Source organism: Porticoccus sp. (genome assembly GCA_023261185.1).
GTDB classification, from domain to species: Bacteria; Pseudomonadota; Gammaproteobacteria; order Pseudomonadales; family Porticoccaceae; genus Porticoccus; species Porticoccus litoralis.
Map to the genome: position 1 here is coordinate 15228 of JALRJN010000037.1, position 12626 is coordinate 27853.

Annotated in this window: 11 protein-coding genes; 5 read left to right on the forward strand and 6 right to left on the reverse strand. The window is 51.5% G+C overall.

Annotation, left to right across the window (positions count from 1 at the left end; genetic code table 11):
- Window positions 1-21: 21 nt before the first annotated feature.
- From ACYZYZ_RS03130 to ACYZYZ_RS03145, 4 genes are all read right to left on the reverse strand, one after another.
- A complete protein-coding gene (locus tag ACYZYZ_RS03130; RefSeq protein ID WP_305168930.1) occupies window positions 22-972 on the reverse strand; it encodes a DUF4340 domain-containing protein in 951 nt (316 codons plus the stop codon).
- Between the two features lie 15 nt (window positions 973-987).
- Window positions 988-3909 (reverse strand): Gldg family protein, encoded by a 2922-nt coding sequence (locus ACYZYZ_RS03135; RefSeq protein WP_461483217.1) that lies wholly within the window; start codon window positions 3907-3909, stop codon window positions 988-990.
- Window positions 3899-4873 carry an ABC transporter ATP-binding protein gene (locus tag ACYZYZ_RS03140; RefSeq protein ID WP_305168928.1) on the reverse strand — a complete coding sequence of 325 codons (975 nt, stop codon included), beginning with the start codon at window positions 4871-4873 and terminating at the stop codon, window positions 3899-3901. Before ACYZYZ_RS03140 ends, ACYZYZ_RS03135 begins: the two co-directional genes overlap by 11 nt.
- 265 nt (window positions 4874-5138) lie before the next feature.
- Window positions 5139-6065, reverse strand: a complete 927-nt coding sequence (locus ACYZYZ_RS03145) for a DUF4922 domain-containing protein (RefSeq protein ID WP_461483218.1) — start codon at window positions 6063-6065, stop codon at window positions 5139-5141.
- A 108-nt stretch (window positions 6066-6173) separates the two neighbouring features.
- Between ACYZYZ_RS03145 and ACYZYZ_RS03150 the strand changes: the two genes are divergently transcribed.
- The 3 genes from ACYZYZ_RS03150 to ACYZYZ_RS03160 all read left to right on the forward strand — a co-directional run bounded on the left by ACYZYZ_RS03150 (window position 6174) and on the right by ACYZYZ_RS03160 (window position 9179).
- Window positions 6174-6494 (forward strand): carboxymuconolactone decarboxylase family protein, encoded by a 321-nt coding sequence (locus ACYZYZ_RS03150; RefSeq protein ID WP_461483219.1) that lies wholly within the window; start codon window positions 6174-6176, stop codon window positions 6492-6494.
- Between the two features lie 72 nt (window positions 6495-6566).
- The gene (gene trmH / locus ACYZYZ_RS03155; protein ID WP_461483220.1) at window positions 6567-7256 is read left to right on the forward strand and encodes a tRNA (guanosine(18)-2'-O)-methyltransferase TrmH; all 690 of its coding nucleotides are present in this window, start codon (window positions 6567-6569) and stop codon (window positions 7254-7256) included.
- 147 nt (window positions 7257-7403) lie between these two features.
- Window positions 7404-9179 (forward strand): acyl-CoA dehydrogenase, encoded by a 1776-nt coding sequence (locus ACYZYZ_RS03160; protein ID WP_461483221.1) that lies wholly within the window; start codon window positions 7404-7406, stop codon window positions 9177-9179.
- 54 nt (window positions 9180-9233) lie between these two features.
- On the opposite strand, the gene ACYZYZ_RS03165 is transcribed toward ACYZYZ_RS03160, so the two are convergent.
- A complete protein-coding gene (locus ACYZYZ_RS03165) occupies window positions 9234-10106 on the reverse strand; it encodes a LysR family transcriptional regulator (protein ID WP_305168923.1) in 873 nt (290 codons plus the stop codon).
- Window positions 10107-10215: 109 nt separating this feature from the next.
- Here ACYZYZ_RS03165 and leuC point away from each other — a divergent pair, with 109 nt between their 5' ends.
- A complete protein-coding gene (leuC, locus tag ACYZYZ_RS03170) occupies window positions 10216-11517 on the forward strand; it encodes a 3-isopropylmalate dehydratase large subunit (protein ID WP_461483222.1) in 1302 nt (433 codons plus the stop codon).
- Window positions 11518-11645: 128 nt separating this feature from the next.
- Here leuC and ACYZYZ_RS03175 read toward each other — a convergent pair whose 3' ends face one another.
- A complete protein-coding gene (locus tag ACYZYZ_RS03175) occupies window positions 11646-11807 on the reverse strand; it encodes a hypothetical protein (RefSeq protein WP_461483223.1) in 162 nt (53 codons plus the stop codon).
- Between the two features lie 173 nt (window positions 11808-11980).
- Here ACYZYZ_RS03175 and ACYZYZ_RS03180 point away from each other — a divergent pair.
- Window positions 11981-12626 (forward strand): HFX_2341 family transcriptional regulator domain-containing protein (locus ACYZYZ_RS03180; protein ID WP_461483224.1); only part of this gene is annotated, 646 nt, incomplete at its 3' end.

Below are 12626 nucleotides of genomic sequence, written 5' to 3' on the forward strand. Positions count from 1 at the left end.
ATGACTGAACGGCCTTTATTATCAGCTTTGCTCGTTACTGTTATCTTCTTGCGAGCTTTCTTGGTTGGCGGCAGGTTGCACCGTTAACTTTGCTGCATCCATGGCGGCGATCTTTTCATAATCTCCCCAATCGATGGTAAACATGGCGTCGTAATCGTTACGGGTGACGTAGCAGTTTTCCTTGGTCATGTAGAACTGATAGATGAGCGGTTTTTCACTCTGATCAGTCTCTACACTCAGCTGAGCGTAACCACTGCCAGCCAGATCGGGCATATCAGTAACCAGCTTGCGCACTCTCAGGTCTTTCAAAGCGTAGAGCATGTCGCCCACCTTGCCGCTGTCGAGTTCCAGGCCTTGTACATTGTTCTGGCCCTGCAGTACCCAATCCTCACCCTGTTTTTGCAATCGGTAATCGGCGCCCTGGATGGACACCAGTTCGTCCAGCTTAAGCAGGGAGTTGTCGAGCCAAGCCTGGCTGGCGGTGATCATGTCCACCAGTTCCAGGTCCACAGAGTAGACGTTATCCTGGCCGTCCATACGTACATGCAGTTTTTTCAGCCCGGGGGATGAACCGACAATCAGTTTACCCAGCAACTCATCGCCATGGTAAAAAGCGACAAATCGCTGGAGTTTGTCTTCGGTGACATCAAAGCGCGCATGGCTTGCCTGGGTCGATGCCACTGGCCAGCTGGTTTGCAATGCTTGTAGCTTTTCAAGCAGTTGCTCGGCGTTGCCATCTACCGTTGGCAACATGCCCAGGTCGCTGAGCAGCCAGCTGTCTTTGGCGTAACTAAGGGCCACCTGCTGGTTGCCATCGCCAACTACAAAGCGGTCAACTTTTTTCCAGCTGATATCTACCAATGGCTTTGGCAGGCTTTTTTGCAGTTCCTGTTGGGTATTCCAGTAAAAGCCAATTGCCAGTGCCAGTTGTGCCACAAGCAGGGCGCTTAACCAGGTTTTCATCTTAGTCATCAGTCGCTCCCGGGATTAATTGGCCAAAACGTTCAGGTAGTGTTGATGACGGGATTTTTTCCGTCTTTTCTGTACGCCAGCAATGATTGCCAGTGCCAGAACCGCCAGGGCGTAATTGAGATATTCCCAGAACACCTGGCTATCGCGTTCCATGGGCGGAAGTGTGCGGTTGAAATGGCCACGGGAACGAATGCTCAGCAGGCCAGCATCTTCCAGGGCAAAGTCCACCGTATTCGCCATTAGCTGCATGGGGTTTAGGTACTCACTGCCCGCAGCAGAGTTGGCCATTGTCATGGTCTGATCGCGCAGAAAATCATTTGAGCTGTACAACACGATGCGAGCCGATTGCGGAGAGTGTTCAATGACACTGGTGACCGCCGGCTGACTATTGCTTGTAGCTTCACTCTCTGTGTCAGCCTCTTCAGCCGTATCGCCGGCCTCCGGGGTTTCAGCCTTTTTCACTGACAGCAGCGGCGATTCCTTGCCGGCGAAGTAGGAGGTAAAGCGGCCTTCACTCATGACTCCTAGCAGTTGTGATCCACTCTCCGTGGCGGCAGGGAAAGCCGCCATGCCGTTGGCATCGATGTCTGGCATGATTTCCATGTCATCGGATACCCAGGCGTTATCCGAGCTCCTGATGAGCTGGGTAATTTTTCGTTCACCCTGTTTCTCTGGGTCAAGCTGGATGGGAGATGCCCACGCCATGGTGACCTGGGGAACATTGGCAGAGATGGGGTTATCCTGATTGAGGCCGCTTTCTCGAACATCCACAAAATAGGGGTATTCGATAACACGGATTTCCTGCATTTGATAACCCCCGACATTGCGCACCACCGGCATGGGGAACGCGGTATTCTGCGTATCCAGTACCAGTTTCTTGTCGACGGTCAGGCCGTGATGGCTGAGCCAGTCCTGAAATGATCCCTGTAGGCTTGCCAGCCCCAGTCCCTGCTGACTCAGCGTGGTCGTGAACGGCGAGGCTGATGCGATAACGGTGCCGCCTTTCATGAGGAACTGGTCAATGGCAAACAGCTCCTTGTCTTTCAGGTTATTGGGAGCCGCCACGATGAGGATATCGGCCTCGGGGGAAACACTGCCGTCGCTGAGGTCTTCATCGACCACGTTCATGTCGGCTGCCAGTGTGTCTCCAAGCAGTGTAAAGCGAGGCACCGTGATGCCGTACTGTTCCATTTTGGGGTCAACTTTGGGTGTTACCAGGGCGATGGTTTTGGTGATGCCGGAAGCAAAACGTTTGATACTGCTTTTCAGGTTGCGCTCAAAGGTTTCTTTGGAGGCATCCTCGATCGGAACCTGTACAACCTGGTCGCCTTGTTCCAGCGTCATGTAGAAATAGAAATGATCCTCGGACCACATGCTGCTGGCCATGGGTTGGAAACCGTATTTCTGGCCAATCATGCGAGCGATAGCGCCCTTGTTGGCATCGGGATCATAATAATGAACACTTAAGCGGTCCCCGGCCTCCTGTTTGAGGCCGTCAATCACTTCCTCTACTCCCTGGCGGTATGACACCAGCTGTTCGGGCAGTAACTCATCTTTTGAGACGTAGGCATTGAAGGTAATGGGGCCGTCGATAAGCTCAAAGATGTCGCTGCCCCCGCGGTAGCTGTTGAGAACTTTCTTGATGCTTCTTGTGAGGTCGTATTCGGGGTTGCGCAACTGAATTTCTAGGCTGTTATCGCCCTGTGATTTCACCTCAATGAGGTCCTGGAAACCCAGTGCCTGGAATTCGTTCCCATAGTTAATCAGGATGCTGAAGTAGGAGTTAACAATAGCCGTCTGGTAACGGTCAGCCACCTGTAACGGAGTGGGGCGAATACCGTATTTCTTGTTGGCTTCCTCTTCCACTTCCGGGTCTGTGACCGGGTCAATGAATTCAACCCTGACTTTTCCGCGCCCGGCAATTTCGTATTCGCGAATCATGTCTTTCATCTGGGGAACCAGTGGCGCCAGCAGCGGGTGGGTTTTGCTACTGAAATAGCCGCGTATCAGCAGGGGCTCCTGTAACTGACCCAGGTAATTCAACGTCGCCTCAGAGATAGAGTACTGATTGCCCTCGGTGGTATCGATACGCAGCATGGTGACCTGGCCCAGCCACAGGTTGGCACAGATGGCATTGGCCAAAAGCAGACCAGTAACGGCCCTCCAGGACTGATGGCGCGGTGTATTTTTGCGGGTTGCCCAACGTTCCTTTTCCAGAACAAAAGTGTTCAGGGTCAGGAAAGCGATCATGATGCTCAGGTAGTAATACAGATCACGAACGTCTACCACACCTCGGGTAATGGAATCAAAGCGGGAGCCAGTGCCCAGGGTTCGCAACCATTCCCCGGTCACATTGCCAAAGAAATCCGTGATGGCGGGTGTGCCCACCAGATAAAAAATACCGGACAGTGCCACGGCACAGATAAGGCTGATGATCTGATTGTCACTGCGGGCGGAGACAAAAAGACCAATGGACAGATAAGCAGCACCTAACAGGAATGTGGCCAGGTAGCCGGCCCAGACGGGGCCCCAGTCCAGTCTGCCAATTTGTGAGACTGTTAGAGGCAGTGGCAGGGTGATCACCAGAGCAATGGCCAGCAGCACCAGACAGCCAAGGAACTTGCCGATCACAAAATGCCATAGGGGTAGGGGCTGTGTCAGGACATGCTCAAGGGTCCCAGTACGACGTTCCTCACTCCACAGCCTCATGGTCAGCGTGCTGGTGAGGAAGATTAGCAGTACCGGCATCCATTCAAACAGCGGGCGCACATCGGCAATGTTGCGCGAAAAATAGGACTCGCCCCAGAAGAAGATAAACAGGCTGATGCCCGCAAAAGTGGCCAAAAACAGATAGGCAATTGGCGAGGCAAAAAACAGTGAGACCTCTTTTGCGGCAATGCGGCGAATATGTGGTATGTGTTTGTTATCAGGCTGCATTTTTGGCCTCCTCTGCGGCACCACTCAGTGGGGCTGAGTTGACTTCACGGAACAGGGTTTCCAGATTGCGACGTTCTTCGCCAATACCGTAAACCTCCGCCCCTTGAGAAATAAGTTCTTTATTGATATGCGCGCCGAGCGCCAGGTGATCTGTATCTTCTGCAACCGTTATGCGGTAGCGACAGATGGACGGGTTGTTTTCTTCCGCCTGTATCGAATCAATCGTGACAATGCCGGCAGTATTGGCAATCTGTTGTGCCAGTTCGTCAGCATTCATGGACGTGGTGAGCAGCAGGTGGTTACTTCTGCGCAATTCGTTGAGGCTTGCGTCCACGGCCAGCTGCCCGTGGCGCACAATCAGCGCCCTGTCACAGATGGCTTCCACTTCCTGCATGATGTGTGTGGATAGAATTACCGTGGCACTGCTGGATAGCTCGCGAATCAACTTGCGCATTTGTTCGGTCTGCGTTGGATCGAGTCCATTGGTGGGCTCGTCAAGAATGAGCAGTCCGGGTTTGCCGAGAATGGCCTGCGCAACGCCCACTCGCTGTTTATAACCTCGGGACAGGGTGGAGATGGGTGACAGCAACTTGTCCATCAGGTCCGTTTCGTGAATCACGCGTTTGATTTCGTCAATTTTTTCCTGGCTGGCGAGTCCTTTGATGTCTCCTACATAGTCCAGGTATTCGGCAACCGTCATTTCTGGGTAGATGGGAAGGTTTTCAGGCAGATAACCAATACAGCGCTGGGCGCGCTTCAGCTCCAGCTGCAAATCAATCCCGTCAATTTTAATGGAACCTTCATTGGGCTCCAGGTAGCCGCTGATCATTTTCATGATGGTTGTTTTGCCTGCGCCATTGTGACCTAACAGGCCGACAATCTCGCCCTGAGCAATGTTGAAACTGACATTGTCAACGGCTTTGAACTCATCATAAAAACGAGTTAACTGGCTGACTTCCAGCATGATGTTCTCCTGCTATGGGTTAATTCTTGTCCGCTTTTATTGAGGTGCAAATGATGCGTTTCAGACTCTGGGAGGAGGGCGAGCCTTACGAGATCGTAACTGCAAGTCAATCTTTTTTAACATGGCCTGACGTTCTTTTATTCTTCTGCCGGTAGTGCATTTCGGCATGTAACTTACTGTCATTCTCGTTATTTGGGGTAAGGCCCTAAAATTCAAGTGGGCGATCATAACAGAGGGGGTATACGGGTAAAAGTTCCCCGTTGGTTTACTCGCTCTGGCTGGGCAGTCCAGCTACAGCCTGTAACAGAGGTAGGCAGCCTGTGCTCTGCAATGTCTCGAGCTGCTGTTGATCCTTGACGAGCAGTGTGCCGGCGTAACCCAGAGCGTTCACTGCAAGCCCGGTGTGGCGCTCACGGCACCTTGGAACTACCCAGAGATGACGGCGGGTCATCAGCAGGTTGTGGGGTAGAGGGTATTCGCCTTCCTCCGAACCCAGGCCCAGCTGTGATGCCATTTGCCGGTAACACGCCCAATTGTGTGTGGCGCGTGTTTCGATGTCGACATGCTGGCTGGCCGCAGCCACAAGGTGGGTAAAGGGCAGTTTCGATTGAACTGCTTTCCCGGTCTCTGTCGACGTTGTATCGAAAAGCGGCTGGAACGGAAATGACTCCGGGCAAAGTGGTAGCGGCACCATCTGAAGGTGTTTGTGGGTAATGCTCGCTCCTGCCTCGGTGCCTCCGTTATAAAATACCAGCCCATCCCGAGCTTCAAGGCACAGTTGGGCCGCCAGAAAGTCTTCCCGGCTCAAGGGTTCGAGTTGCGGGACAAACTCCGTGGTCACCATCAGTATGTGGTGATCCATGACATTGAACTTGTTAAGCAGGCAGCGGTAGTGCGCGGTAAGTTCACCGACATACAACTGTGGGTCGTAGGGTAAAAACGGATTAAAGTCTTTTGCCTGTGGTGCCTGGTTAGCGCGACGTTTCATTTCTGCGGATTTTCTCGCCAGATTTTTCACCACGCGTATCTGGAAGTTAACCGGCACGCCCTCAACCAACTCTGTTTTGATATGGCTGTCGGTGGGAATGGAATGCAACGCCCCGCTAGCGTAGGCGGATGAACTGGCGTTGATAACGCTATCCCAAAGCTGTTTGCCGCTTAAATACTCCAATCCTGCCCCCAGTGCTTTCATTGTCGGTGATGCTCAGATTCTGCGTTTCTCTTCAGGTGGCTGCAAGGGTGTTGTCCGTGATTTCAAACACTATACTCAGTGAGAAATACCTTGTGGCAGGAGAGCGCAATGGACAACAGGAAACTACCTGGTCGTTATGCCAGTCTCTCGGAACAGTATCCGGAGTTTGCACAAGCCGTTGAAGCTATGGGCAGCACGGCTAAGGAACTGGGTCCGCTGGGCGAGAAAACGGCACAACTGATCCAGTTGGCAGCAGCGGCAAGTATTCGCTCCGAGGGGGCGGTTCACAGCCATACCCGTCCAGCCCTGGCGGCCGGTGCCAGCCCTGCTGAAATTCACCATGCATTATTATTGCTGGTCAGTACGATAGGCTTTCCTTCTGTGATGGCTGCCCTGAGTTGGGCGGATGATATTCTTGATCCCTCCTAAAACGACCCTGCCTCCATAGGTTGACACATTGCAGGTGGCTGTCTCGAACCCACTTTGGCCTATAATGGCGCGATGACTCCCGATCGTTACCAGAAAATTGTCGATGTCCTCAATCGTCGTCAACCCGACCTGACGGTGATCACCGACCAGGTCCACAAGGGCCAAAATCTGTCAGCCATTATTCGTACCTGTGATGCCGTGGGCATTCACCGCGTACACGCGGTTTACGATAAAGGCGGATTTCGTGCCCACACGGGTACCGCGATGGGGTCCCATAAGTGGGTGAAAACGCAAGTCCACCGAGATATAGAAGACCCGATCAACGAGCTTCAGAGCCAGGGGTTTCAGGTGCTCGCGGCGCACTTTGACGACCGTGCCGTGGATTACCGGGAGGTGGATTACACCCGGCCTACCGCCTTGTTGCTGGGTGCGGAAAAGATTGGTGTCAGTGCCGAGGCGTCAGCCATGGTTGATGGTTGTGTCATTGTTCCAATGATGGGGATGGCTGAATCCTTCAATGTGTCGGTTGCCTGCGCCATTATTCTGGCTGAGGCCCAGCGGCAACGACAGGTCGCTGGTTTGTACGATGAGTGTCGTATTGATCAGGAAGAGTACCGCGAGGTGCTTTTCGAATGGTCTCAGCCCATCATCGCCAAATATTGCCGACAGCGAAATTTGCCCTATCCCCCTCTGGATGACACCGGCCATCTGCTCGAACCCCAGGTTTTTTCCCAGCTCACTCGCCTCGATCCAGCATTGTAGTCGCAGCCTCTTCCGGTATTTTTCCTGAAACCCGTGAGTCACAGAACGTCATGGGTTTTTGGCGATAAAGACATAGAATCCTTTCCGCTAGCCGCTATCTTTATATCAAAACAAGCAGATTAAATGACACCGATAGAGGGGTGGAGAATGACCGTATACAAGGCTCCCGTTGATGAGATGAGTTTCCTAATAAACCAGGTTCTCGGCATGGACAAAATCGCTCAATTGCCGGGCTATGAAGAGGCGACCCCGGATATGGTGGATGCCATTCTCAGTGAAGCCGCCCGCTTTTTTGGTGAAGTGGTCGCGCCTACCAATCAACCCGCTGATCAGCAGGGATCTCATCTGGATGGCACCACCGTCATTACCGCGCCGGTACTGGATGGCATTTATCAGCAATTGACCGAGTCCGGTTGGACAAGCCTGACGGGCGATGTGGAATACGGTGGTCAGGGTTTGCCGATGTTGCTATCTGTTGCCGTGGATGAAATGAGCCAGTCGGCCAATATGTCCTTTGGTCTTTGTCCAATGCTTACCAAGGGGGTGGTTACCGCCCTGGACATGTACGGCAGCGATGAACAGAAAGCGCTGTATCTGCCAAAGCTGGTATCCGGCGAGTGGGCTGGCACCATGAACCTCACCGAGCCCCAGGCGGGCTCCGATCTCGCCGCAGTGCGTACCAAAGCTGTGCCCGAAGGTGATCATTACCGACTTTCCGGTCAGAAAATCTTTATTACCTGGGGTGACCACGAGTACACCGATAACATCATCCATCTGGTGCTGGCTCGTACCCCGGATGCTCCGGAAGGGGTGAAGGGTATTTCCCTGTTTGTGGTGCCGAAATTCCTAATTAATGAGGATGGCAGTCGCGGGGAACGCAATGATGTTTATTGTGTAGGGCTGGAACACAAAATGGGTATTCACGCGAGTCCTACCTGTTCTCTGTCCTTTGGCGATAACGATGGTGCTGTTGGCTATCTGGTGGGCGAAGAGAACCAGGGGCTGGTGTATATGTTCGCCATGATGAACGAAGCCCGCCTGGCAGTTGGCTTGCAAGGGGTGTCCATCAGTGAGCGCGCATACCAGCAGGCCGTGGCCTACGCCAAGGATCGGGTTCAGGGCAGTGCGCCGGGGGTGTCGAAAGCAACCATTATTCACCATCCGGACGTGCGTCGCATGCTCATGCAGATGCGTGCCTTGACAGAAGGTGCTCGCGCATTGGCCTACAGTGCACTGGCTCATGAAGATCATGCCTTCAAAGAAACAGATGAGGCAGAGAGTGCTTACCATCAGCGTCGCGTAGATCTACTCACGCCCCTGGTGAAAGGTTGGTGCACGGAGATTGGCATGGAGGTGACATCCCTCGGCGTCCAGGTGCACGGGGGTATGGGGTTTGTAGAAGAGACAGGTGCAGCCCAACATATGCGCGATGCCCGCATTCTGCCTATCTACGAAGGTACCAATGGTATCCAGTCCATGGACTTGGTGGGACGCAAAATTGCCCGCGACAAGGGTGTGGCTGCGGGTGAGTTGATGAAAGTTCTGCTGCCGGTGGTGGCCGAGGCTCGCACTGCTGGCTTGGTGGAGATGGCAGATGCACTCGAATATTCGTTGGCTGCATGCCAGCAGGCAGTGGAATCCCTGTTTGCACAGGCGACAGGTGACTGGGCAGCCCCCGGTTCTGCTGCCTACAACCTGATGATGTTGATGGGAACTACCGTGGCCGGTGCCCTGATGGCAAAGAGCGCTATTGTGGCTGTGAGCTTGAATGCCTCGGGTGAGGGTAATGGCGTGTTTAACAATTGTAAAATTACCACGACACGGTTCTTTGCGGAGCAGATCATGCCCCGCAATCAGGCCTACCTGGCTACTATTAAAGCGGGTTCGGCGTCTGTGATGGCGCTGGATATTGAGGCGTTCTAGGTTTTCCGGAATACGAATGCTATAGGGAAAAAACGCCGCAACTGCGGCGTTTTTTTATGGGTTTTCGCTGTTGAGCAATTGAATAAACGCGCGTGCGGCATTGGAAAGACTTTTTTCCCGGTGATGGATGTAGCCCAGCTGTCGTTCAATATGTATATCGGGAATACAGATAATCTGTAAGCCGTCATCCAACATACTTTCTGGCAGTAGGCTCCAGCCGAGACCGATGCTGACCATCATCTTGATGGTTTCGAGATAATTGGTGGCCATGGTGGCGGGTAGTGGAACCCTCTGCTCCTCAAACACGGTCCGGGCCATGCGTCCGGTGTAGGTGCCCAACCCGGGAAGAATGGCCGGAAATTCGCAGAGTATTTGCAGGGTTGGCTGGGGTTCAGAACACAATGCGTGATCATCGGCGACCATAAACACTAGCGGGTCCGGCCAGATGACCTGTGTTTCAACTTTTGGGTGTGGTTGCGGTGCCAAGGTAATAACGGCTACTTCAAAACGCCCCTGCAGGATGCCCTCGTAAGCCTTTTCTGAATCCATAAAGTCCACATCAATTTTCACCGACGGATGCCGCTGTGCAAATTGTTTGAGGATTGGGGGCAACCGGTGCAGGCCGATATGGTGGCTGATCGCCAAACGTAGGTGGCCACTGATGTCGCCTGACAGGTCGCTGATGGCCTGCCGGGTATCTGCAAACTCCTGAAGAATGCGGTGTGCGCGGGGCAGGAGTGCTTCTCCTGCCTCGGTCAGGGTGACGGTGCGGGCGATACGATCAAACAGCCGGCAGTCCAGAATGTCTTCCAGTAGTGCAATCCGCTTGCTGACTGCGGGTTGGGTGACATGGATGCGTTCAGCGGCCAACGAAAAAGAACCGCTATCTGCCACGGCGATAAAGGCTTCCAATAATTGCGTGTCCATGGGGGGAGGATATCAATTCCAAATAAGAATCGAAACGATGAAAAATATGAATTTGTGTTATTTGATGTGCCGATTAAAATAACACCATCAGAAATGGCTGGAATTGATAATGGCTGGAAAAACCCTTTACGACAAACTGTGGGACGCACACCTGGTGAAGCAGCGTGATGATGGTTCCGCATTGATCTACATTGATCGGCACATTTTGCACGAAGTAACCTCACCTCAGGCTTTTGAGGGGCTGCGTATCGCTGGACGTAAGCCCTGGCGTCTGGATGTGAATGTGGCGACCCCGGACCATAATATTTCCACTGATCCGGTTGAACGTGCTGCCGGTGTGGATGCTATACCCGACGAAACTTCCCGAATTCAGGTGAAAACGTTGGACGAGAACTGTGAATATTTCGGCATCCGTGAATTCAAGATGAATGAAATGGGGCAGGGCATCGTTCACGTGATGGGCCCGGAGCTGGGAGCTTCTCTTCCAGGTATGACCGTGGTCTGCGGTGATTCCCATACCGCCACCCACGGCGCCTTTGCCTGTCTGGCCCACGGTATTGGTACGTCAGAAGTGGAGCACGTGCTGGCCACCCAGTGCCTAGTGACCAAGAAGATGAAGAATATGCTGATCCGCGTAGATGGAACCCTGGGTCCCGGCGTCACCGCCAAGGACGTGGTGCTGGCCATTATCGGCAAAATCGGTACCGCTGGTGGTACAGGCTATGCCATCGAGTTTGCCGGCCAAGTATTCCGTGAAATGTCCATTGAGGGCCGCATGACGGTTTGCAATATGGCTATTGAGGCCGGTGCCCGGGTGGGCATGGTCGCCGTGGATGAGAAAACCATTGAATACTTCAAGGGCCGCCGTTTTGCACCGACAGGAGAACTGTGGGATCAGGCGGCGGCATACTGGCGAACCCTGCACAGTGACGATAATGCGGAATTCGATACCGTTGTCGAACTGGATGGCAGTGCCATCGAGCCGCAAGTGAGCTGGGGAACATCCCCGGAAATGGTTGCTCCAGTTAGTGGCACCATTCCCAGTCCCGAGAATGAGTCTGACCCAGTGAAGCGGCAGGGTATTGAAAGAGCACTGAAATACATGGGCCTCCAGGGTGGTTCCGCCATTAGTGATATCCCCGTGGATCGAGTATTTATCGGCTCCTGCACCAATTCACGTATTGAGGACCTGCGTGCTGCGGCCGATGTGGCTCGTGGCCGCAAAGTCGCCAGTACAGTCAAGCAGGTACTGGTGGTGCCCGGTTCCCAGATGGTCAAAGCCCAAGCGGAATCTGAAGGGTTGGACAAGATATTTTGCATGGTCTGCGGTAGTAACTCTATCATACTCATCAAAGAATTCTGTTTTAATCATCTACATTCCCCCATTCATATGAGCATTTGTTGCAATTGAATTGTGGATTATATTCACCAATCACACAACCTCCTAGTCTGATCTTTTTCTCATCAACTTGTCTTTTGATCTCATCATTAAGATTGACATAACCGTAAATGATTTCGCAAACATTTTTTGACTTGCATTTAGGACAGTTCAAATTTACTCTCCTCTTTGAATTTGTTGAAATACTCTACAATCTTTTGTAAATCTTCAAATCTAATCAAAACATAGTTGTTGTGATTTTCTTTTTCACGAATCACTAGTCCAAATTGTCCTTCAATTTTGTCTAAATCTAGTACTTCCATTTTTTACCCCCAGTACATTGGTTCATCGTCGTCTTCGAATTCACGAATAATTCTAGGATAGAAAAAAACCTGTGAACCTTTTTCATTGTTTTTACTTTCTTGTTTCATGAATTAGATAGCCGTACGAAATTATTATATAAGATGACATTAGTATGCATACTGTACATACTAAAATGAGTAAATTAGCCACGTTTAGAATCCAAATTGCCCCTTTAGGCTTTGAAATTGACAGAATTATGCTCCCAGTATTGGAGACAAAATCAGATAGACTTTGGTTATTAATTCATGAAAAGACTGCTGAAGACAAATCAGGTCCATATCTTGACAAAATAAAAAAAGACTGCAAAAAGCACGGAATAGAACTCAAACTTGCATATACTGATAGATTGAGTTTATTCAAAGCAATCAAAACTATCAAAGAAATCATTGATGAGGAAAAAGGAAATTACATCTATGTCAATGTCGGATCTGGTTCTAAAATTCAAGCAATTGCATGTATGATGGCATGCATGATTCTCAAAGAGTGTGAGAATCTAAAACCATTTTATGCAGAACCTGAGAGTTATGCCGCATTTGAAGGAAAGCAACAATCGTTTGGAGTCAAAGACACAATTCCATTACCAATTTATGAAATACAAACTCCAAAACCAAAATTACTTGAAGCACTCAAAATTATTGCATCACAAAAAAACGGCAAGATAACAAAAAAAGAGATGGCACAAATTGCAGAGGACCAAAAAATTATTACAATAAATGCAGAGCAGGAGAATCACTCGCAAGCAAGATTTGCAAGCTTGGATAAAAACATCATAGCGCCAC

Excerpts from the sequence above, each read along its gene's own strand:
- ACYZYZ_RS03130 (WP_305168930.1), bottom strand. The coding sequence starts at position 972 with ATGACTAAGATGAAAACCTGGTTAAGCGCCCTGCTTGTGGCACAACTG.
- ACYZYZ_RS03135 (WP_461483217.1), bottom strand. The coding sequence starts at position 3,909 with ATGCAGCCTGATAACAAACACATACCACATATTCGCCGCATTGCCGCA.
- ACYZYZ_RS03140 (WP_305168928.1), bottom strand. The coding sequence starts at position 4,873 with ATGCTGGAAGTCAGCCAGTTAACTCGTTTTTATGATGAGTTCAAAGCC.
- ACYZYZ_RS03145 (WP_461483218.1), bottom strand. The coding sequence starts at position 6,065 with ATGAAAGCACTGGGGGCAGGATTGGAGTATTTAAGCGGCAAACAGCTT.
- ACYZYZ_RS03150 (WP_461483219.1), top strand. The coding sequence starts at position 6,174 with ATGGACAACAGGAAACTACCTGGTCGTTATGCCAGTCTCTCGGAACAG.
- trmH (WP_461483220.1), top strand. The coding sequence starts at position 6,567 with ATGACTCCCGATCGTTACCAGAAAATTGTCGATGTCCTCAATCGTCGT.
- ACYZYZ_RS03160 (WP_461483221.1), top strand. The coding sequence starts at position 7,404 with ATGACCGTATACAAGGCTCCCGTTGATGAGATGAGTTTCCTAATAAAC.
- ACYZYZ_RS03165 (WP_305168923.1), bottom strand. The coding sequence starts at position 10,106 with ATGGACACGCAATTATTGGAAGCCTTTATCGCCGTGGCAGATAGCGGT.
- leuC (WP_461483222.1), top strand. The coding sequence starts at position 10,216 with ATGGCTGGAAAAACCCTTTACGACAAACTGTGGGACGCACACCTGGTG.
- ACYZYZ_RS03175 (WP_461483223.1), bottom strand. The coding sequence starts at position 11,807 with ATGGAAGTACTAGATTTAGACAAAATTGAAGGACAATTTGGACTAGTG.